We start from the raw sequence: 21,232 nt of genomic DNA, 5'->3' as shown, positions 1-21,232 counted from the left end.
GGGCGTGCGCGAACCGTCAGCGGGATTGGGCGACGTGCACCAGGGCCTGGATCAAGGACTCGGCGCTGGGCGAATCGGCCACGACGTCGACGCGCAGGCCGATGGCCGCCGCATCCCGCGCCGTGCGCGGCCCGATGCAGGCCACCACGGTCGATTCGGGGATCGGCCCGAGTTGGTCCTGCACCTGCTGCGCCACGCTTCCGGAGGTGACGAGCAGGGCCTGGACAGTGCCGGCCGCGACGTCCGCGACGACGCGCTGGTCGACCGGGACGCCGATGGTGCGGTATGCGACGACCGATTCGACGTCGTGGCCGATCCGGCGCAGCCCCTCGGTCAGCAGCGGCTTGGCGATTTCCGAGCGGAGAGTGAGGATGCGCAGCGGCACCTGGCCCGAGGTGGCCGTTTCCCACTCCTCGAGGAGTCCGCGGGCCGAGTTGTCTTCGGAGGGGACGATGTCGACCCGGTAACCGGCCGCGATCAGAGCCGCGGCCGTTGTCTCGCCGACCGCCGCGATGCGCGTGGACGCGGCCACGACGGCACGGTGCGACGACAGAACGTCAACGGTCGTGGCGCTGGTCACGGTCATCCAGTCGAAGTCGCCCGCCGCGAGGCGTGCCAGGGCGGCCTCGAGCGCGGGGGCGTCGTCGGTCGGGGCGAAGTTGATCATGGGGGCCACGATCGGCTGGGCGCCCTTGGAACGCAGGTCGGCGGCGACGTGGTCGCCCCACGGGCCGCCGCGCGGCACGAGAACCCGCCAGCCGGTGAGCGGCTTGGCGAGGCTGGCTTTTGTCTTGTAACGCGAGTTCATCACGAAGTCACCTTGATCGGGGCGAAGTCGGCAGCGCCGCCGGCGAGCAGGTCAAACGAAACACGGTTGGACACGTCTTGCGCGGCTTCGGCCAGGTGCGCAATGGAGTGGGAGTCGGGGGTGGCGGCATGGGAGCTCACGACGCTGCGGGAGCCGTCCGGGCTGTACACCGTGGCGGTGAGGAACAGGAGCCCGTCGTCGATCGCGGCCATGGCGCCGATGGGCGCGGCGCAGCCGGCTTCGAGCCGCTCCAGCACCAGACGCTCGGCCATGACGGTGGTCTGGCTGGTCGAGTGATTGATCGCAGTGAGGGCCGTGGCGAGAGTACGGTCGAGCTTCCCGTCGCGCACCTCGAGCGCGAGCGCGCCCTGGCCGGGAGCGGTCGGCCAATCCGACAGTTCCAGGTATTCGCCGTCCACGGACTCGAGCAGCGCCAGCCGGCTGAGGCCCGCGGCGGCGAGCACGACGGCGTCGAGGTCGCCCTCGGCCACACGGTTCAGACGGGTCTCCACGTTGCCACGGATGTCCACGACGTCCAGGTCCGGGCGCAGCGATCGCAGCTGGGCGGCCCGGCGCGGTGACCCTGTGCCGACTCGCGCGCCCTCGGGCAGCGTGGTCAGGTTCAGCCCCTCGCGGGCGCAGAGCACGTCGCGCGCATCCGCCCGCTTCGGGGTGGCGCCGATTCGGAGGCCCGGGTAGGCGGCCGTCGGCAGATCCTTGAAGGAATGCACGACGACGTCGCATTCTTCGGCCAGGAGCGACTCCCGCAGGGCGCTGGCGAAGACGCCCGTGCCGCCCAGGCTTGACAGAGACTCGCGGGAGGTGTCGCCGTGCGTCGTGACCGTGACGATTTCGACCTCGGAGCCGGACGCGGTCGCGATGCGGTTCGCAATCGCAGTGGTCTGCGCCAGGGCGAGCGCGCTGCCACGGGTTCCGACGCGGATCAGGCTCACGGAGCCATCCCGGCGACGGCCGGCTTGAAGCCCAGGCGCACGTTCTCGCAGCAACCGGGGCGGCAGACGTCGTACCAGGGTCCGAGGTCGGTCTCGTGCGGACGAGCGTCGGCGGGGGTGTCGTTCATGCGCTCCTCAACCAGGTCGATGAGCCCGCTCACGAAGGCCGGGTCGACGCCGGGCGTCGGCACCCGCACGGACACCAGGCCGAGGTCCCCGGCGGTCTCGGTGGCCTCGTTGTCGAGGTCCCACATGACCTCCATGTGGTCACTGACGAAGCCGAGCGGCACGATGACGATGGCACGGATGCCCCGCTTCGGCAGCAACGCGATGGCGTCGTTGATGTCGGGCTCGAGCCACGGCATGGTGGGCGGCCCGCTGCGGGACTGGAAGACCAGCTGCCACGGGGTGTCCACCCCGACCATGACCTTCTGGGCGACGGCGAGGTGCTGCGCCGCGTAGGCGCCGCCCTCGCCGAAGCCGCGCTCGGCCGGGCCGCTCTTGTTGGCGTCGGTCATCGGGATCGAGTGGGTCGAGAACAGGATTTCGACCTCGGTGGCCAGGTCGATTCCGGGGACCTGGGCCACGACATCCGCGAGCCCCTTCTGGAGGGCGGTCACGAACGGGGTGACGAATCCGGGGTGGTCGAAGAACTGGCGCACCTTGTCGATGTGCACCACGCCCTCCAGCCCGGTCGCGGTCAGCGCGGCCGCGAAGTCCTCGCGGTACTGGCGGCAGCCGGAGTAGGAGCTGTAGGCGCTGGTGGCGATGGCCAGGAGCCGGGTCTGGCCGTTGTCGTTGGCCTCGCTGATGGTGTCGCGCAGGTAGGGTGCCCAGTTGCGGTTGCCCCAGAGCACGGGCAGGTTGATGCCGCGGCGTTCGAGTTCGGCCTGGAGCGCGGCGCGAAGCACACGGTTCTGGTCGTTGATCGGGCTGACCCCGCCGAAATGGCGGTAGTGCTTGGCGACCTCTTCGAGGCGCTCCTCGGGGATGCCGCGCCCGCCGGTGACGTTGCGCAGGAACGGGATCACATCGTCCTGACCCTCGGGGCCGCCGAAGCCGGCGAGCAGGATGGCATCGTAGGTAGTCATTACTGCAGAACCTCCACCAGTTCGGCCGTCGAGATGCGGCGGCCGGTGTAGAACGGGACCTCTTCGCGCACGTGGCGGCGCGCCTCGGTGTTGCGCAGTTCGCGCATCAGGTCGACGAGCTCGGTGAGCTCGTCGCTTTCGATCGGCAGCAGCCACTCGTAGTCGCCGAGGGCGAACGAGGAGACGGTGTTGGCGATGGCTCCGCGGAAGGCCGCGCCCTTGCGGCCGTGGTCGGCGAGCATGGCGCTGCGCTCGGCCTCCGGCAGCAGGTACCACTCGTAGCTGCGCACGAACGGGTAGAGGGTCAGCCAGCCCTTCGGCTCCACTCCGCGCAGGAACCCAGGCACATGGCTCTTGTTGAACTCGGCGTCGCGGTGCACGCCCATGGCGTTCCAGGTCGGCAGGAGGCTTTTGAGGAGGCGGCTACGACGCAGCTGGCGGTGGGCCCACTGCAGGGTCTCGGCCTCCGGTGCGTGGGTCCAGATCATCACGTCGGCGTCGGCGCGGAGCCCGGAGACGTCATAGAAGCCGCGGACGGTGACGCCCTCGGCCTCAACCAGACCGATGACGTCGTCGAGCTCCAGGACGGCTCGGGGCACATCGTGGCCGTCGAGGTCGTCCGGGTTGCTCGGATCTTTGCGCAGCACAGCGAAGAGCGTGAAACCCTGCGGCGACGCGTCTGGCGCGTCAGTCGTTCCGTGGGTCTCGGCAGAGGTGGTGGAGTGAGGTGGGTTTACTGCCTCTCCGGCAGCCGGGTGAGTCATAACTACTAGTCTCTACTCCTTTGCCGCGAGAGCCAAAATTGCGCGGTCGGGTACCGGCTTCCGTTGGCCTCAGCGGCGCTGCACGGCCCTGACACCGAGCCAGATGGCGCCCACCGCGGCCGTGGCCGCGCCCAGGACGATGCCGGCCAGTGCGAGGGGATTCTTCTCGCCGAGTTCGCGCAGGCGCACGTTGGCCAGGCGCGAGCGTACGCGCAACTGCCTCGGCACGTTGAGCCTGTACTCGATCGCGTCGAGCGTTTGCGCGAGTTCGACGCGGGCACGGGCGGCCTCGGCGCGCAACTCGGTCTTGGTGCGCGGAACGGCCTCAACCGTGACAGCTGCGACGCTCCCGCGGACGGCCTCATGTGTCGTCGTGTTCACTTCAGTGCTCATATTTGCCAACTCCCTTGAGGGCGTCGACGTCGCGACGGATGCTTTCCGTCACGCCGTCCGGATCCGATGACGTTCCAGCCTGCAGCCGGTTTCTGCCGACCAGCCCCAACAGGAGCGCGAGCAGCAACAGGGCGACCGCCACGATCAGGGTCGCGAGCCAGAGCGGCAGGACGAGGGCGAGCGCGATGACCGCGAGGGCGACCAGCACCAGAGCCGCGAAGAACGCGAACAGGGCCGCCCCGACGAAGAGCCCGATGCCCAGCCCGATGTTCTTGGCCTTACCGGCGAACTCCGCCTTAGCCGCGTCGAGTTCGGCCTTGACCAGGGCGATGATCTGACCGGGCAGCTCACCGAGAAGGTCGAACGTCGATTTCCGGCTCTTCGGGTTGAATTCGCTGTTTCTCACAGTTTCCCCTTCGTTCGGAGTGTCGCGGTGATTATTTCGTGGTGGTGTCGTCGGCGACCGTCGTCGGTGCGGTCGGCGCTGCGGTCGCCGGCGTCGGCACGGTGTAACTGGTCCCGGACGTCTTGGACGCCTTGGACTGCAGGGCCGAGGCGATCTTCTTGCCGGTCTCGAGGAGTGCCGACGGCACATCCCCGACCCGCTCGAGCGCGAAGTCGCGAGCCTCGTTCACCCGGCGCTGAACGGGCGGCGCGTTCCATACGTTGTCTGCCGCGGCCACGATCTGGTCGTAGCGCTTGCGCCCGGCGCGCGCGCCGAGGACGTATCCGACGAGTCCACCCGTGATGAACAGAAGCTTTCCCCGCATTGTCACTCCATTCCTCAAGGTGCACGTATCCCTCAGAGTATCCCCCATTAGGGATAAGAGCAGGTCGGCACGGCCGGTGACCCGGCGATCAGATGCCGAGGGCCTCCTGCCGGGTGCGGGAGGCCGCGGCGACGGCATCCGGGATCACCGAGGCCAGGCCGGTGCCGGCGAGCCACGCACCCGTGAGTTCGAGTCCCGGGGTGGCGGCCACGACCTCGCGCACCTGGTCGACCCGCTCGGGTGCGCCGACGGTCGCGGGCGAGAGGGCATCGCCCCAGACCGTGCGCGCGAAACCGCGCACGGCGGTCGCGTCGAGGTCGACGCCCAGGATCGTGCGGGCGTCCGCCAGGGACAGCGCGAGGAGCTCGTCATCGCGAAGACCGGCGGTGGGGCTGTCCTGGCCGGCGCGACCGTAGGACAGACGGATGACGTGTCGGCCCGGTCCGGCGGCCTCGGCCAGCCAGTCCCACTTCGCGGTCACGTGGGTGAGCGCCTTGGCGGTGACCCCGGGGGTCGCGGCCGCGACCAGCACGCCGGTGCCGCGCGGGTGCAGGTCGAGCTCCGGGGCGTCGATGACGATCGTGGCCAGCTCGATCGCCGTCGGCTGCGGCCAGTCGAGTTCGGCGAGCGCCGCATGGGCCGGGCTCAGGCCGGCCAGTAGGCCGAGCGCCTGCGCGCCTGGAGTCGCGATGATCACGAAGTGGGCGTCGAGGGTGGTCTCCGGCGCCGGGGCTGCCGGCGCGTCTGCGTCCGCCGCCGTGTCCGGTGCCGCGCAGGTGGCCGTCCAGGTGGGCGCGTCCTCGGTGCCGGAGCGCTGCAATGCGGTGACCGGGGCATCCGTCACGATCTCGGCGCCGAAGTACACGAGGTCGGCCACCAGAGCGGTCACGAGCCGGAACATGCCGCCCCGGAGCCCGGCCACGTTCGAGCCGGCCGGGGCGCCGGAGCGCAACGACAGCACGGCCCCGGAGAGCGAACCCGTCACCGTGAGGGCGGAGTTGAGGCCCGGGGCCACGACGTCGATCTCGAGATCGTCGGCCGCGGACGAGTACACCCCCGCGGTCACGGGTTCGACGAGCCGTTCGAGCACGCGGCGCCCCATGCGCTTGCGCACGAGTTCACCCAGGCTGTGTTCCCGGCCGATCGTCAACACCGGCATCAGCCGGTCCGCGTAGGCGCGCCAGGCGCCACTCCAGCCGATCACGCGGCGCACGTCGTCGGCGAGCGGAGAACCGGGGATGCCGAGCACGCCGGCCTTGGGCAGCGGAACGCTGACCGAACCATTCGGCACGCGGTCGTCGGGCAGGTGCAGCCACGCGCCGGCGGGGTTCGGCGCGACAACCTCGTCGGACAAACCGAGGTCGGCGATGAACTCGGCCACCGCGTCGCGCCGCACGGCGAAGCTCTCGGCACCGCTGTCGAGGGTGAGGTCGGCCACTTGGTGGCTGCCGAGTGCTCCGCCCGGCACACCGGTGGCTTCGAGCACGGTCACGCTGAGTCCGACCCGGGCGCAGGCTCGGGCGGCGATCAGGCCCGCCACCCCTCCACCGATGACGATGACGTCTTTCATTCGCGCCCCCTGAGCCTGCGTGCGATTGTCAGGACGCGGACGGCGCGGCGGCCGGGGCTTCCGGGACGGCGGCGGCCGGGCCGGCGGAGACCGCGGTGACCTCGTGCACGAAGGCCACCAGGCGAGTCAGCACGTTCGGGTCGGTCATCGGCGGAACGCCGTGGCCCAGGTTCAGCACGTGGGACGGTGCCGTGCGCCCACGCTCGAGCACGTCGAGGACATGCGCTTCGAGCACCGGCCACGGTGCCGCGAGGAGCGCCGGATCGACGTTGCCCTGCACCGGGACCAGTCCGCCGAGGCGACGGTTGGCTTCATCGAGCGGCACCCGGTAGTCGACTCCGACGACGTCGGCGCCCACCCCGTGCATCTCCCTGAGCAGCTCGCCCGTGCCCACTCCGAAGTGCACAACGGGCACGTTGCGGCGCACGGATGCGACGCCCTCGGCATCTGTGCCCGCGGCGCCCTCGCCATAGGTGAGGTCGCGCACGTGGGCGATCGCCGCGGTGGAGGCAGGAGCGACGAAGCGCGTGTAGTCGGCCAGCGAGAGCGCGCCGGCCCAGGAGTCGAATAGCTGGGCGGCGCTGGCGCCGGCCAGAACCTGCGCGCGCAGGAATCGTCCGGTGACCTCGGCCGTCCACTCCATCAGGGTGGCCCAGGCGTCGGGGTCCGCATGCATGAGCGTGCGAGCGTTGATGTGGTCCTTCGACGGACCGCCCTCCACGAGATAGGCCGCCAGCGTGAACGGGGCCCCGGCGAATCCGATCAGCGGCGTCGAGCCGAGCTCGGCGACTGTGCGCGCGACCGCCGCGGTGATCGGGGCGAGGTTCCCCTCAAGCACGGCAGGGTCGAGAGCAGTGAGCTCCGCGACATCCTTCGCCGTGCGCACGGCCGTGCCGAGGACGGGGCCGGTGCCTGCGACGATCTCGACGTCGACGCCCACGAGCTTGAGCGGAATGACGATGTCGCTGAAGAGGATGCCGGCGTCGACGTTGTGGCGGCGCACCGGCTGCAGCGTGATTTCGCTCGCCATCTCCGGGTCGAGGCAGGCGTCGAGCATGCGCGTACCGACCCGCAGCGAGCGATATTCGGGCAGCGAACGGCCAGCCTGGCGCATGAACCAGACGGGGGTGACGTCTGGCCTGGTGCCCTGGTAGGCGCGGATGAGACGTGAATCGGCCGTGAGTCCGGTTGCGAGTGGGTGTTGCGCGTCGAGGTTCATTATCTAGATTCTGTCAAACTTCCGACACTCGGGCGATTCGGGCCCTCAGCCACAGGTCGTAGACTCGTCTGGTGTTGATCTGCCTGTCCGCCAGCCATAAGAACTCCAGCTTCGACGTGCTGGAGAAATTGTCTGTCGGTGCGAACGACACGGCGGGTGGCATTCTCGAGCGGCACCCGGCCCTGGTCGGTGCCGTGGTCGTGGCCACCTGCAACCGGTTCGAGGCCTACCTCGACCTCGACGAACCGCTCGGCTCCTCCCCACTTTCGGCCGTGCACGCCGCCATCGACGGCGTCAGTGCGAGCACCGGCGTGGCCGTCGACGTTCTGCGGAACACCCTGGACCTGGTGCACGGCAGCGGCGTCGCCGAGCACCTCTTCGCCGTGACGAGCGGCCTCGAATCGGTGGTCGTCGGCGAGGGCGAAATCGCCGGCCAGGTGCGCCGCTCCCTCGAGCAGGCCCGGCTCTCCCGCACCACCAGCCCCGAACTCGAACGCCTCTTCCAGCGTGCGTCGCAGACCTCGCGGGGCGTCAAGAACCGCACCGGCATCGGAGCCGCGGGACGTTCACTCGTGCGCCTGGCCCTCGAACTGGCCGAAAGCCGCATCACGGACTGGGCCCAGACCCGCGTGCTCCTGGTCGGCACGGGCCGTTACGCGGGGGCTTCCCTCGCCGCGCTGCGGGACCTCGGCGCCGAGGACGTGCGGGTGTACTCCCCCTCGGGCCGCGCTCAGAAGTTCGCCACCTCGCATCAGATCACCGCCGTCGCCGAGTCGGCGTTCGCCATCGAAGCCGCCGAGGCCGACCTGATCCTCACCTGCACGACCGCCGACACCCACGTGATCGACGCGGCCCTGCTCCACTCGGGCCGCGCACTCTCCCTGCAGCTCCCGGCCGCCGAAGCGCGCACACTGCCCTCCTGCCCGATGACGGATGCCCCGACCGAGATCCCGCGCCGGCTCATCATCGACCTGGGTCTGCCGCGCAACGTCGACCCGGACGTCACCGACCTGGCCGGCGTCGAGCTGCTCGACCTCGAGACCATCCGCATCCACGCGCCGCTCGAGGAGCTCAACGCCACCAGCGACGCCCGACTGCTCGTGGGCCGCGCCGCCCGCAAGTTCTCCGCGGTTGCCGAGGAGCAGAGCCTCGCCCCGGCCGTCGTGGCCCTTCGCAGCTACGTCTTCGACCTCCTCGACGGTGAGATCGAACGGGCGCGCAACCGCGGCGACAACAGCGAGCAGACCGAGGCGGCCCTGCGCCACTTGGCCGGCGTGCTTCTGCACACCCCGATGGTGCGATCCCGCGAGCTGGCCCGAGCGGGCGAGCAGGCCGCATTCCTGACCGGACTCGATGCCCTGTTCGGAGTCCAGGTTGAGCTGCCCGCCGCCGGGACCGCGGCCACGGTCGCCGATATCGGCCCCGTGGCATCCTGACGGTGGGCGGCCTGGCCCCGCACGGTGCGAGCGCACACGGTGCGAGCCTGCACGGTGCGAGCGTGCACAGCACGGCCGGGATCCGCGGGTGAGAGCCGTCTGGTTCGACGCGTTCGGTGCCGTACCCGAGCTGCGGGAGGTTCCTGACCCGGTGCCGTCCGCGTCCGGGGTCGTCGTGCGAGTGGAGGCCACCGGCCTCTGTCGCAGCGACTGGCACGGCTGGCTCGGGCACGACGCCGGCATCGCCCTGCCGCACGTTCCGGGCCACGAGCTCGTCGGCGTGATCGACGCCGTGGGGCCCGAGGTGCGCCGCTTCGCCGTGGGCCAGCGCGTCACCGTGCCGTTCGTCTGCGCCTGCGGCGACTGCCCGGAGTGCCGGGACGGCAACGGCCAGGTCTGCCGCAACCAGACCCAGCCCGGCTTCACCCACTGGGGCTCCTATGCGGAGCGGGTGGCCCTGCACAACGCCGACGTCAACCTGATCGCGATTCCCGTTGGACTGGATGCCGGCGCCGCCGCACTGCTCGGCTGCCGCTTCGCCACCTCCTATCGCGGACTCGTGCATCAGGCCCGGTTGCAGGCGGGCGAGACCCTCGTCGTGGTCGGCTGCGGCGGCGTCGGTCTCTCCGCGGTCATGATCGGCGCGGCGCTCGGTGCGACCGTGATCGCCGTGGACATCAGTGCCGCGGCCCGTGAGACGGCCGCGCGAGTGGGCGCGACCTTCACGGTGGACTCCGCCGGGCTCTCGAACGATGAGGTGGTGGCGCGGATCCGCTCGGTGACAGGCAGGGGCACGGATGCGGGTGCGGGTGCGCAGGTCAGCGTCGAGGCGCTCGGCCGGGAGAGCACGGTGGGCATCGCCATCCGTTCACTGGCAACCCGGGGACGCCACGTCCAGATCGGATTGCTGGCGGAAGACCCACGGCTTCCGCTCGGCGACGTCATCGCCCGCGAACTGACCGTGATGGGCAGCCACGGGATGCCCGCGGGCGACTATCCGGCCCTGCTGGCCCTGGTCACCTCCGGCCGGCTGCGCCCGCAGGACCTGATCGGCCGCCGCCTCAGCCTGGCCGAGGCGCCCGCCGCCCTCGCCGCCATGAGTGACCCGGCCACGCCGGGCGGCGTTACCCTGATCGAGCTCGCCCGCCCCTGAACTCGTGCGGCGGCGGCTCGCTAGGTATCCGTCTCCCTCCACCTGTGGGGCCAACTCAGGAAAACCGGTGTGTCCGGTCGCCGCGGTGCCGCCGTTCCGGGACCGCCGAAGCTCGCCCGCGGGACTTCTCCTGAGTTAGCACCCCACCGGCACCGGCACCGCCACCGGTATCCCCCGGCCCCAGCACCCCACCGGTACCGCCAGCGGTACCCCCGGCCCCAGCCGAAAGCGCGCGGCCGGCGGACTCGGCTATGCGCCGCGGAGGCGCTCGGCCAGGTAGGCGTCGAGCTTGTCGAGCGGCACGCGCTCCTGCGCCATGGTGTCGCGGTCACGCACGGTGACGGCCTGGTCCTCGAGCGAGTCGAAGTCGACCGTGACGCAGTACGGGGTGCCGATCTCGTCCTGGCGGCGGTAGCGGCGGCCGATGGCGCCGGCGTCGTCGAAGTCCACGTTCCAGGACTCGCGCAGCCGCGCCGCGAGGGACTTGGCCATCGGCGAGAGCGCCTCGTTGCGGGACAACGGCAGCACGGCGACCTTGATCGGCGCCAGGCGCGGGTCGAGTTTCAGCACGGTGCGCTTGTCGACGCCGCCTTTCGCGTTGGGCACTTCCTCCTCGTGGTACGCGTCTACCAGGAACGCCATCAGAGAGCGGGTCAGTCCGGCCGCCGGCTCGATCACGTAGGGAACCCAGCGCTCATTCTTCGTCTGGTCGAAGTAGGACAGATCCTTGCCGGATGCCTCCGCGTGCGTCCTGAGGTCGAAGTCGGTTCGGTTGGCAACACCCTCGAGCTCGCCGAATTCGCTGCCGCTGAAACCGAAGCGGTACTCGATGTCCACGGTGCGCTTGGAATAGTGCGAGAGCTTCTCGGCCGGGTGTTCGAACAGGCGCAGGTTGTCGACGTTGATGCCGAGGCCGGTATACCACTTCAGGCGCTGGTCGATCCAGTACTGGTGCCACGTCTCATCCGTGCCCGGCTCGACGAAGAATTCCATCTCCATCTGCTCGAACTCGCGGGTACGGAAGATGAAATTTCCCGGGGTGATCTCGTTGCGGAAGCTCTTGCCGATCTGGCCGATGCCGAACGGCGGCTTCATGCGAGCAGCCTGCAGCACGTTGGCGAAGTTCACGAAGATGCCCTGCGCGGTCTCGGGGCGCAGGTAGTGCATGCCGGCCTCGTCGTCGACCGGGCCGAGGTAGGTCTTGAGCAGGCCGGAGAAAGCGCGCGGTTCGGTCCAAATATGACGGTTTCCGCAGTTCGGGCAGGGGATGCCGTCGATGCCGCCCTCGGGCGGGCGGCCCTTCTTCTCCTCGAATTCCTCCTCGAGGTGGTCTGCGCGGAAGCGCTTGTGGCAGCTCGTGCACTCGACCAGCGGGTCGCTGAAGACCTCGACGTGACCGGATGCCTCCCACACCTTGCGGGGAAGGATCACCGAGGAGTCGAGGCCCACCACGTTGTCGCGGCTGGTGACCATGAAGCGCCACCACTGCTTCTTGATGTTCTCCTTGAGCTCCACGCCCAGCGGCCCATAGTCCCAGGCAGACCGGGACCCACCGTAGATTTCACCGGCCTGGAACACGAACCCGCGGTGGCGGGCAAGGGCGATGACGGAATCGAGGCGGGAGAGGGCGGCCACGGGGCTCCAATGGTCGAGAGGGCGGGGGATCTGGAAAGCACACAGGACAGGCAGAAGCCGCCCGGCGCTCCGTCCATTTTAGGCGTCCGTCCGGAAGGTGCCGCCAAGCTGTTAGCCTTGCTAAGGATTTCCGCAGTCCTTGCGGGTACCTCAAAGGAGAGATCATGGGCACCAAGCCCCGAACGCCACACGATTCAGCCAAGCGGGGTGAGGAGCTGGACCGGGATCCCCTCCTGTTGCCCGTTGCTCTCGACCAGACCACCCACGACGCCGAGGAAGCCCACTGGACCCCCCTGAAGATCGGGATCTGGGGCGGCATCTCGCTGCTCGGCGGGCTGAGCTGGGTGATGCTCGCCGTCGTTCGCGGCGAGACCGTCAACGCCATCTGGTTCGTCTTCGCCGCCGTCTGCACGTACCTGATCGGTTACCGTTTCTACTCCAACTACATCCAGAAGCACCTGCTGCACCCCGATGACCGGCGCGCGACGCCGGCCGAGTACAAGGCCGATGGCAAAGACTTCGCGGCCACGGACCGCCGGGTTCTCTTCGGTCACCACTTCGCCGCGATCGCCGGCGCCGGACCGCTCGTCGGCCCCGTGCTGGCCGCCCAGATGGGCTACCTGCCCGGCACGATCTGGATCATCGTCGGTGTCGTGCTTGCCGGCGCGGTGCAGGACTACATGGTGCTGTTCTTTTCAATGCGCCGCGGCGGACGCTCCCTGGGTCAGATGGCCCGGGACGAGCTCGGCAAGGTGGGCGGCACGGCCGCCCTCGTCGCGACTCTGGCGATCATGGTCATCATCGTGGCCATCCTCGCCCTCGTCGTCGTCAACGCCCTCGCGGACAGCCCCTGGGGCGTCTTCTCGGTCTCGATGACCATTCCGATCGCCCTGTTCATGGGCGTCTACCTGCGCTTCTTCCGCCCGGGCCGGGTCACCGAGGTCTCGATCATCGGCTTCATCCTGCTGCTGGCCGCCATCATCGGTGGTGGCATGATCGCGGACACCGAGTGGGGCTCAACCTTCTTCGCCATTGAACCGCTGCCCCTCGCGATCGGCATCATCGTCTACGGCTTCGTGGCCGCCATCCTTCCGGTCTGGCTGCTCCTGGCCCCCCGGGACTACCTGTCCACCTTCATGAAAATCGGCACGATCGGGATGCTGGCAATCGCCATCATCATCGTCCGCCCCGAGATCTCGGCCCCGGCCGCCAGCGAGTTCGTGAACGGCGGCGGCCCCGTGGTGAGCGGCTCGCTCTTCCCGTTCCTCTTCGTCACCATCGCCTGCGGCGCCCTGTCCGGCTTTCACGCCCTGATCGCCTCCGGCACGACACCGAAGCTGATCGAGAAGGAACGCCAGACCCGGTTCATCGGTTACGGCGGAATGCTGATGGAATCATTCGTCGCCATCATGGCGCTCGTCGCCGCGCTGTCGATCGACCGCGGCATCTACTTCGCCATGAACTCCTCTCCGGCCCTGACCGGCGGCACCGTTGAGGGTGCTGTCACATTCGTGAACAGCCTCGGACTGACCGGTGTCAACCTGACCCCCGAGATGCTCACCGAGACCGCGAAGAACGTGGGCGAGGAGACCATCGTGTCCCGCACCGGCGGCGCCCCGACACTGTCGGTCGGCCTCGCCAACATCATGCACCAGCTTGTGGGCGGCTCGGGGATGATGGCGTTCTGGTACCACTTCGCGATCATGTTCGAGGCGCTGTTCATCCTGACCGCCGTCGATGCCGGAACCCGCGTGGCCCGGTTCATGTTGCAGGACAGCCTCGGCAACTTCTTCCCGAAGTTCAAGAACACCTCCTGGCGCCCGGGCGCCTGGGTCACGACCGGGATCATGGTCGCCGCCTGGGGTGCCGTGCTCGTGATGGGCGTCACCGACCCGCTCGGTGGCATCAACACCCTGTTCCCGCTGTTCGGAATCGCGAACCAGCTGCTGGCGGCCATCGCCCTGGCCGTCTGCCTGGCGATCGTGGCCAAGCGAGGGCTGTTCACGTACCTCTGGGTTGTGGCGCTGCCGCTGACCTTCGCCGCCGTCGTGACCATCTACGCGTCGTTCCTGAAGATCTTCTCGACCGTTCCCGCCGTGGGCTACTTCGCCCAGAATCGAGCGTTCTCCAACGCTCTGGATGAGGGACTCACCAGCTTCGGCACGGCGAAGACCGTCGAGGCGATGGAGGCGGTCGTGCGCAACACGATGGTGCAGGGCGTCCTTTCGATCCTGTTCGTCGTGCTGGCCATCATCGTGATGGTCACCGCCGTGCAAGCCACCTGGAAGTCCTACAAGTCCCGCAGCTTCGGCACCAACGAGGATGACGCGGTGGCGTCGCAGATGTTCGCCCCGTCCGGCTTCGTAGCCACTCCGGAAGAGAAGAAGCTGGCCGCACGCTGGGACACCCAGATCGCCCAGGCCAAGCTGGACAAGGCAGGGAGGACGACCCGCCGATGAATCTGCTCGCCAGTGTCCGCCACGGCGCGAAGAGCTTCGCCTGGTTCATGAGGGGGGTCATGGGTGAAGACGCCTACGACAAGTACAAGGCCCACCATGAGGCCCACGACGAATCGATTCATGACCCGGATGCCGCCGCCTGCTCCGGACCAGTGATGATGACGGAACGCGAATTCTGGCGCGACCAGACCGACCGCCAGGACATCAACCCCCAGGGTCGGTGCTGCTGAGCGGGTGCGCCACCATCGCCCAGGGCTGCCCCCGCGAAGGATTCCTTCGCGGGGGCAGCCCTGTTTTCCTGTTTTCACCGGCGGCGCCGGTCAGTGCACGTATTCCAGCAGGTCGAGGCCGACCGCGCGCATCCCGTCGAGCACCGCGAGCCGGGACGAGAGGCGGGTGTCCGCGAAGGACATCGAGACCATGTAGGTCACCCCGGCGCGCGGGCCGCGCAGAATGCCGATCTCACTGCGCACGCCGGCATCCGTTCCGGTCTTGTTGACCAGCAGGAGGCCGTGATCTCCGGACCGATGCGCGAGCGGGTCGAGCCCGAACGCGCTGGCGACCATGGACAGGTCGGCGCCGAGCGACAGCCAGCCGAGCACGCGCTCACTCGCCTCCGCATCGACGACCTCCCCCCGGGCCAGCGCCGTGAACAGCCAGGTGAGCTCCTTGGCGCTGCCGACCGAGAGCTGAGGCGCGTCATCGGGACCGCGCCGGTCGCGCACAAGGTCGAGCAGGGCGGTGCGGCTGAGTCCGAGCTGCTCGGCGCGGGACCGCACCGCGTCCAGGCCGACTGCGCGGAGCAGCACATTGGTGGCCAGGTTGTCGTTGATGGCACCGATCAGCGCAGCGAGGTCGGCGATCGGCAGCGAGGGAGCCTGCAGGTGCTGCCAGAGGCCGGATCCGGCGACCGAATCGGACACGGTGCGATCGAGGATCGTGTACGCGCCGAAGTCGGCGTCGCGGAGCCGGGCGGCGACCTCGATCAGCAGAAGCACCGTGCCGATGCCGGCGGTGGGCATGACCACGTGGTCGTCCACGGAGAACAGCACCCGGCCGGTGACCAAATCGGTGGCGCGGGCCGAGACCTGCACCCCGTCGACCGCGAGGTCACCGAGCGCCTGGAACCCGCGGCTGAAGTTCGCCGTGGCGTCCACGCCGCCGTGCCTGCCGCGGCGCGCCGAGGAGTGGCGAGACCGGCGCTCTGAGTCCTGGGATGGCATGGCCACAGTGGGCAGGTCCTTACGTAGATTCGGGCTGCTCGACCCCGGTGACACGGGCTTACGGTCGCGCTGAGGTCACCAGATCGTAACGCGCTTTTCCGGGTCCAGCCAGAGAGCGTCGTCCGGGGTGACGCCGAACGCCGTATAGAACTCGTCGATGTTGCGCACGATCTGGTTGCAGCGGAATTCGTTGGGCGAGTGCGGGTCGATCGAGAGCAGGCGGACGGCCTCCTCGTCACGCATCTTGAGCTGCCAGGCCTGTGCCCAGGAGAGGAAGAAGCGCTGGGTGCCGGTGAGTCCGTCGATCACGGGCGGCGCCTGGCCGTCCAGCGAGATCAGGTAGGCCTTCCAAGCGATGGAGAGCCCGCCGAGGTCGCCGATATTCTCGCCGATGGTGAGTGCGCCGTTCACGTGGTGGTCGGGAACCTGATGCGGGGCGAGCTCGTTGAACTGCTCGATCAGGGAGCCGGTGCGTTCTTCGAAGGCCGTGCGGTCATCTTCGGTCCACCAATCGGTGAGTAGCCCGGTGCCGTCGTATTTCGAGCCCTGGTCGTCGAAGCCGTGGCCGATCTCGTGGCCGATGACGGCGCCGATCGCGCCGTAGTTGGAGGCGGAATCGCGGGCATCGTCGAAGAACGGCGGCTGCAGGATGGCGGCCGGGAAGACGATCTCGTTGAAGCCCGGGTTGTAGTACGCGTTGATCGTCTGCGGGGTCATGAACCACTCGTCGCGGTCGAGCGGGTTGCCGATCTTGCCCAATTCCCGCTGAAACTCGAACTCGCTCGTGGCGCGCACGTTCTTGATCAGGTCGGCCGGGTCGACCGAAAGGGTCGAGTAGTCCCGCCACTTGACCGGGTAGCCGATCTTGGGGGTGAACTTCTCGAGCTTGTCGAGCGCACGGGCGCGCGTCTCCGCGGTCATCCAGTCGAGTTCGGTGATGCTCCGGCGGTAGGCCTCGACCAGGTTGGCCACGAGTATGTCCATGCTCGCCTTCGCGCTGGGCTTGAAGTGCCGCTCGACGTAGATGCGCCCGACGGCCTCGCCGAGCGCCCCCTCGACGAGCGAGACGCCACGCTTCCAGCGCTCGCGCAACTGGGGAGTGCCGGTCAGGGTGCGACCGTAGAAGTCAAAGCTGGACTCGACGAAATCGCTCGACAGGAACGCGGCGCTGGAACGGATGATCTGCCACCGTAGCCAGTCCTTCCAGCCCTCGAGCTGGTCCTCGGTGAGCATCTCCGCCAGACCGGTCACGAAGCTGGGCTGGCGCACGACAACCTCGTCGAGAGCACCGGCCGGGCCGTCAAGCCCGTCAAGCCAAAGGTGCAGGTCGGCGCCGGCGGCCAACGCGGTGACCTGACCCCAGGTCTTGAGGTTGTAGGTCTTCTCGCTGTCGCGCGAGCGCACCTTGTCCCAGTGGTGAGTGGCGAGCTCGGTTTCGAGAAGGAACACGCGCTCGGCGCGACCGGCGGCATCCGGGGTGCCGACGAGGCCGAACATCCGGGTCAGGAACGCCTGGTAGGACTCCCGGATCGCGGCGAACTTCTCGTCGCGGTAGTAGGACTCGTCGGGGAGGCCGAGCCCGCCCTGCTCGACGAAGACGAGGTAGCGCTCGGGGTCCCCCGGATCGTTGTCGACGAAGAGACCGAAGGCGCCGGGCACGCCCGCGCGCTCGAGGCGGCCGAGGGTGCCGAGCAGCTCGGGGATGGAGGTGACGGCGTCGACGATGGCGAGATCGGCCGCGAGCGGGGTCGCTCCGAGCTCTTCGACGCGGTCCTCGTCCAGGAAGCTGGCATAGAGGTCGCCGAATTTGCGCTCCTCGGTGCCGGGGGCGGCGGTCTGGGCTTCGAGGATGATTTCCCGGACGGCCTTCTCCGATTCCTCGGCGAGCAGGTAGAACGAGCCCCAGCGGGCCTTGTCGGCCGGGATCTCGCTGCGGGCGATCCACTTGCCGTTCACATGGCGGAAGAGGTCGTCCTGCGGACGCACCTCGAGGTCAAGTTCGTCGCGGTCGATTCCGGATGCGGTCCCCTGGTCAGTCATGCCTCCACCCTATTCGGTGTGACAGTGGCCGAGCTGGTAGAGACCTATCGGGTGTGCACACGGATGGCGGTGGACCTCCCGGCTCGCTGGTCGAGCGCGCCGAGACCCGGAGCTACAGCCCCACCGCCTTGCTCGGCAGCGCGATCAGTGTCTGCTCCGGATCGTTCTCCACCGGTGGCCGCAGCCAGTGTTGCGTTCCGGTGCGGGTGATCTTCCAGTGCTGGTTGTGCAGCAGTAGATGGTGCGGGTGGCAGAGCAGTACTCCGTCGGCGAGGTTGGTGTCTCCGCTGTCGGTGAGCCAGTCGTTGATGTGGTGGGCTTCGGTCCAGGCTGGTGATCGGTCGCAGTCGACCCACCGGCATCCGCCGTCGCGCACTCCCATCGCGGCGCGTTGTTTCTCGGTGAAGAGTCGTTCGTCACGGCCGACGTTGATGATTTGGCCGATGTCGTCGAACTTGGTGCCGCGGGTGCCGGTGTCGCAGAGCACCCGGTCGATGGTTTCCTGCGAGATGGGGACCGGGTTGCCTTCGATCTGCCCGTGAGCGGCGGGTTCGGCGGCACCCGGCTCGGCGGGTTCGGCTGTGAGGGCTTTCTCGGTCACGATCACGCGCACCGAGGGGCGGCGTCCGCCGAAGACCCGGCCGGGGTCGGCTTCGCCGGCGATTGTGAGCAGCTGCACGAGGGAGTCCGCGTTGATCTGCTCGGTGCTGCGCGGGTCGTCCTGCATTTTTTGGGCCCAGGCGGCGCGTTCCGGGTCGACGAAGCGCACTCCGCCGCGGCGGGGGCTGGTGATGGAGTCGAAGGTGGAGAGCACGAACTCGCCGTCTTCGGGGGCGAAGAGCCCGTTCAGGCGCACGTTGCCATTGCTCAGCCGGTAGACCTTCAGGGAGCGGTCGTCGTGGGCCTGCTTCTCCCGGGCGGTGATGCCGGCCTGATCGAGGAGCCCAGCAGGGCGACGGCGTCGGCCGCCCGACTGAGGTCATCCGCGAGGTTCGTCATGGTACGAGGGTACCTGATGTCGTACAGGTAGTCGAGTCTCTGTCACTTATTATGGACACTTTATAGCATTAGTTTCGAAGTCTTGTCTGGCAGCGCGGAGATTGGCTCGCCGGGTCTCGACAGGCTCGACCACCGGAAGCGGACACCGGGTGCGGAGGGGCTGAACTAGAGTTTTGGCATCACCATCACCGTGCTCCGCCCGCAGCCCATCGACCGCGAGATCCTGCGCCTCGCCATTCCCGCCGTCGGCGCGCTCATCGCCGAACCGCTCTTCCTGCTCGCCGACTCCGCCATGGTCGGGCACCTCGGCGCCGTTCCGCTGGCCGGACTCGGCCTGGCCGGCGCCGTGCTGCAAACGATCATCGGCCTGATGGTCTTCCTGGCCTACAGCACCACGCCCGCGGTGGCCCGCTGGCTGGGGGCCGGTGACCGCCGCCGTGCGGTCGCCGTCGGCATCGACGGACTCTGGCTGGCCCTCGGCCTCGGTGTGCTGCTCGCGATTGCGGGCTGGTTCGCCACCCCCCTGCTCGTCGGCGCGTTCGGCGCCGAGCCCGCCGTCACCGCCGCGGCCGTCAGCTACTTGGGCCCATCGATGTTCGGACTGCCTGCCATGCTGCTCGTCTTCGCGGCGACCGGGCTGCTCCGCGGGCTGCAGGACACCCGCACCCCGCTGTGGGTGGCCGGGATCGGGTTCTCGGTCAACATCCTGCTGAATGCGGTGTTCATCTACGGCCTGGGACTCGGCATCGTCGGATCCGCCCTCGGCACAGTCGTGGCACAGTGGGCGATGGTCGCGGTCTATCTTGCCGTCGTCGGCCGCCACGCCCGCCGCGAGAGTGCGCCGCTGCGCCCGCATCGGGTCGGGATGTTGCGGGGCGCGGCATCCGGCGGCTGGCTGTTCCTGCGCACGGTGAGCCTGCGTGCGGCCATGTTGCTCGCGGTTTTCGTGGCCACGAGCCTCGGTTCTCCCGAGCTGGCCGCCTTCCAGATCGCGATGACCCTGTTTGCCACGCTCGCGTTCGCCCTTGACGCCCTGGCGATCGCGGCACAGGCGCTGGTGGGCCGGGGCCTCGGCGCCGGCAACCTGGCCGAGGTGCGCGCGGTGCTCAGGCGCTGCCTCGAATGGGGCGTGCTCAGCGGGTCCGCGCTCGGGCTGCTGGTGATCGCCGCGAGCGGCGTGCTCGGCCGACTGTTCACGAACGCGACCGAGGTCAGCGACCTGCTGCCGGCGGCCCTGATCGTGCTCGGGCTATCCGTTCCGCTCGGCGGGGTGGTCTTTGTGCTCGACGGAGTGCTGATCGGTGCCGGCGACGCGCGCTACCTGGCCCTGACCGGATTGGTGAACCTGGCCGCGTTCGTGCCGCTGGCCGTCGCGGTGCTGCTGCTGGCGCCGTCGGGACCAGCGGGACTGGCCTGGCTGATGGCGGCGTTCGCGTTCGGCTACCTCGGCGCACGCGGGGTGACGCTCGGGCTGCGCGCCCGGGCGGCGAAGTGGATGGTCGTCGGCGCCCGCTGACACCGGGGCAGCCCCAGCGCTGACGGCCGCGGCGCAGCTCGGAAGGTGGGCGCAGGTTCTCCCGTGCGCCAGCCTCCGCGACCGGCGCCGGAAGGCCAGGCACGGCGGCGGCGACTCTAGCTGAAGGAGTCGCCGCAGGCGCAGCTGCTGCCGGCGTTCGGGTTGTCGATCGTGAAGCCCTGCTTCGCGATGGTGTCCTCGAAGTCGATCGAGGCACCCTCGAGGTACGGCACACTCATCTTGTCGAGCACGACCCCGACGCCGTCGAAGTCCACGACGACGTCGCCCTCGAGAATGCGCTCGTCGAAGTAGAGCTGGTAGATCAGGCCGGAGCAGCCTCCGGGCTGCACGGCTACGCGCAGGTTCAGGTCTTCGCGACCCTCCTGGCTAAGCAGGCTGCGCACCTTCAGCGCGGCAGCGTCAGTCAGGCCGACGCCGTGGGCCGGTGCGATGGGGGCAATGGTGTCGGTCATGAGACTCCTCGGACTTCACGCTGCATGGACGCGTCGGGACCGCTCCGCTTGAGCGTTTCGCCTGCGCGAGTATTCAGACACTCTAAGCTCCCGCGGCCGTTCTGCGAACCCCGGAGACTGCCGCCGGCATCCGTTGCGTGCCCGCGCCTCCCCGACGACCCCTCGACGACCTGCCGGTGACCCGCCAAAACGAGCCGAAGTGTAGCCAGATGAAACCCTGAAGCCTAGGGTGAAGTGTTCCCGTTTTTTTTATGCGCGCGGTCCAGATGACCGCGACGCAGCACGGCGTGGCCCTGATTGTCTTTGATCTCTCAGCGGTGCGCACCTGAGCCGTCCTCACAACTCGTTCTCAGCCGGTCTCCTCACGGAGTCCGGCTCGGGATGACCGGACTAATATCCGGGTTGCCGGGGTGGCAGAAGAGGTAAATATGTCTGACGTCCTTCTTGACCGCCCCGAACTTGCGGGGCTCGGTGTCTACGAGTTCGGGTGGTCCGACTCCGATGCTGCTGGTGCCTCCGCCCGCCGCGGGATTTCGCCGGAGGTGGTGACCGATATCTCCAATCTCAAGGGCGAGCCTGAGTGGATGCTGCAGCGTCGCCTCAAGGCCCTTGAGTTGTTTGAGCGCAAGCCGATGCCGACTTGGGGTGCTGACCTGTCGGGCATCGATTTCGACAACATCAAGTACTTCGTGCGTTCCACGGAGAAGCAGGCCCAGACTTGGGACGACCT

Annotated in this window: 18 protein-coding genes and 2 pseudogenes; 6 read left to right on the top strand and 14 right to left on the bottom strand. The window is 68.8% G+C overall.

What is annotated here, in order from left to right; all coding sequences use genetic code 11:
- Positions 1-16 precede the first annotated feature (16 nt).
- The 9 genes and pseudogenes from E3N94_RS04970 to hemE all read right to left on the bottom strand — a co-directional run bounded on the left by E3N94_RS04970 (position 17) and on the right by hemE (position 7,568).
- Positions 17-808: a uroporphyrinogen-III synthase gene (locus tag E3N94_RS04970; RefSeq protein ID WP_134342572.1), complete on the bottom strand. Its 792-nt coding sequence runs from the start codon at positions 806-808 to the stop codon at positions 17-19.
- Positions 808-1,761 carry a hydroxymethylbilane synthase gene (gene hemC / locus E3N94_RS04965; protein WP_134342526.1) on the bottom strand — a complete coding sequence of 318 codons (954 nt, stop codon included), beginning with the start codon at positions 1,759-1,761 and terminating at the stop codon, positions 808-810. The genes E3N94_RS04970 and hemC overlap by 1 nt, the downstream gene beginning before the upstream one ends.
- The gene (locus tag E3N94_RS04960; RefSeq protein ID WP_134569913.1) at positions 1,758-2,852 is read right to left on the bottom strand and encodes a ferrochelatase; all 1,095 of its coding nucleotides are present in this window, start codon (positions 2,850-2,852) and stop codon (positions 1,758-1,760) included. The genes hemC and E3N94_RS04960 overlap by 4 nt, the downstream gene beginning before the upstream one ends.
- Positions 2,852-3,526, bottom strand: a pseudogene (hemQ, locus tag E3N94_RS04955) (hydrogen peroxide-dependent heme synthase); the annotation flags it as partial. The gene E3N94_RS04960 and the pseudogene hemQ, both read right to left, overlap by 1 nt.
- 159 nt (positions 3,527-3,685) lie before the next feature.
- The gene (locus tag E3N94_RS04950) at positions 3,686-4,009 is read right to left on the bottom strand and encodes a DUF3618 domain-containing protein (RefSeq protein ID WP_104099939.1); all 324 of its coding nucleotides are present in this window, start codon (positions 4,007-4,009) and stop codon (positions 3,686-3,688) included.
- On the bottom strand, positions 3,999-4,415 hold the full coding sequence (locus E3N94_RS04945; RefSeq protein WP_166784747.1) for a phage holin family protein: 417 nt from the start codon (positions 4,413-4,415) through the stop codon (positions 3,999-4,001). Before E3N94_RS04945 ends, E3N94_RS04950 begins: the two co-directional genes overlap by 11 nt.
- Positions 4,416-4,446: 31 nt before the next feature.
- The gene (locus tag E3N94_RS16725; RefSeq protein ID WP_174720183.1) at positions 4,447-4,779 is read right to left on the bottom strand and encodes a hypothetical protein; all 333 of its coding nucleotides are present in this window, start codon (positions 4,777-4,779) and stop codon (positions 4,447-4,449) included.
- An 88-nt stretch (positions 4,780-4,867) separates the two neighbouring features.
- Positions 4,868-6,349 carry an FAD-dependent oxidoreductase gene (locus tag E3N94_RS04935; protein ID WP_134400981.1) on the bottom strand — a complete coding sequence of 494 codons (1,482 nt, stop codon included), beginning with the start codon at positions 6,347-6,349 and terminating at the stop codon, positions 4,868-4,870.
- Positions 6,350-6,377: 28 nt separating this feature from the next.
- On the bottom strand, positions 6,378-7,568 hold the full coding sequence (gene hemE, locus E3N94_RS04930) for a uroporphyrinogen decarboxylase (RefSeq protein ID WP_104099942.1): 1,191 nt from the start codon (positions 7,566-7,568) through the stop codon (positions 6,378-6,380).
- A gap of 71 nt (positions 7,569-7,639) precedes the next feature.
- On the opposite strand from hemE, the gene E3N94_RS04925 reads away from it, so the two are divergent.
- Positions 7,640-9,004: a glutamyl-tRNA reductase gene (locus E3N94_RS04925; RefSeq protein WP_134400980.1), complete on the top strand. Its 1,365-nt coding sequence runs from the start codon at positions 7,640-7,642 to the stop codon at positions 9,002-9,004.
- Between the two features lie 88 nt (positions 9,005-9,092).
- Entirely contained in the window at positions 9,093-10,157 is a 1,065-nt protein-coding gene (locus E3N94_RS04920; RefSeq protein WP_134342522.1) for an alcohol dehydrogenase catalytic domain-containing protein, read from the top strand.
- 249 nt (positions 10,158-10,406) lie between these two features.
- Here the strand turns inward: E3N94_RS04920 and E3N94_RS04915 are convergent, their stop codons facing one another.
- Positions 10,407-11,792, bottom strand: a complete 1,386-nt coding sequence (locus E3N94_RS04915) for a glycine--tRNA ligase (protein ID WP_104099945.1) — start codon at positions 11,790-11,792, stop codon at positions 10,407-10,409.
- 164 nt (positions 11,793-11,956) lie between these two features.
- Between E3N94_RS04915 and E3N94_RS04910 the strand changes: the two genes are divergently transcribed.
- Both E3N94_RS04910 and E3N94_RS04905 read left to right on the top strand, forming a co-directional pair.
- A complete protein-coding gene (locus tag E3N94_RS04910; RefSeq protein ID WP_104099946.1) occupies positions 11,957-14,251 on the top strand; it encodes a carbon starvation CstA family protein in 2,295 nt (764 codons plus the stop codon).
- Positions 14,248-14,481, top strand: coding sequence for a YbdD/YjiX family protein (locus tag E3N94_RS04905; RefSeq protein WP_104099947.1), 234 nt, complete (start codon positions 14,248-14,250; stop codon positions 14,479-14,481). Before E3N94_RS04910 ends, E3N94_RS04905 begins: the two co-directional genes overlap by 4 nt.
- 90 nt (positions 14,482-14,571) lie before the next feature.
- Here E3N94_RS04905 and E3N94_RS04900 read toward each other — a convergent pair whose 3' ends face one another.
- The 3 genes from E3N94_RS04900 to E3N94_RS04890 all read right to left on the bottom strand — a co-directional run bounded on the left by E3N94_RS04900 (position 14,572) and on the right by E3N94_RS04890 (position 18,400).
- A complete protein-coding gene (locus E3N94_RS04900; RefSeq protein WP_166785362.1) occupies positions 14,572-15,474 on the bottom strand; it encodes a serine hydrolase in 903 nt (300 codons plus the stop codon).
- A 75-nt stretch (positions 15,475-15,549) separates the two neighbouring features.
- Positions 15,550-17,514, bottom strand: coding sequence for a M13-type metalloendopeptidase (locus E3N94_RS04895; RefSeq protein WP_134400978.1), 1,965 nt, complete (start codon positions 17,512-17,514; stop codon positions 15,550-15,552).
- A gap of 112 nt (positions 17,515-17,626) precedes the next feature.
- A complete protein-coding gene (locus tag E3N94_RS04890) occupies positions 17,627-18,400 on the bottom strand; it encodes a DUF222 domain-containing protein (protein ID WP_241976745.1) in 774 nt (257 codons plus the stop codon).
- 297 nt (positions 18,401-18,697) lie between these two features.
- Here E3N94_RS04890 and E3N94_RS04885 point away from each other — a divergent pair, with 297 nt between their 5' ends.
- A complete protein-coding gene (locus E3N94_RS04885; RefSeq protein ID WP_233191240.1) occupies positions 18,698-20,029 on the top strand; it encodes an MATE family efflux transporter in 1,332 nt (443 codons plus the stop codon).
- 116 nt (positions 20,030-20,145) lie between these two features.
- Here the strand turns inward: E3N94_RS04885 and erpA are convergent, their stop codons facing one another.
- Positions 20,146-20,502, bottom strand: coding sequence for an iron-sulfur cluster insertion protein ErpA (gene erpA / locus E3N94_RS04880; protein WP_104099952.1), 357 nt, complete (start codon positions 20,500-20,502; stop codon positions 20,146-20,148).
- A gap of 428 nt (positions 20,503-20,930) precedes the next feature.
- On the opposite strand from erpA, the pseudogene E3N94_RS04875 reads away from it, so the two are divergent.
- A pseudogene (locus E3N94_RS04875) lies at positions 20,931-21,232 on the top strand (Fe-S cluster assembly protein SufB); the annotation flags it as partial.

The organism is Cryobacterium sp. Sr3 (assembly GCF_004402835.1).
GTDB lineage: Bacteria > Actinomycetota > Actinomycetes > Actinomycetales > Microbacteriaceae > Cryobacterium > Cryobacterium sandaracinum.
This window is presented reverse-complemented; position numbering and strand designations above follow the sequence as displayed.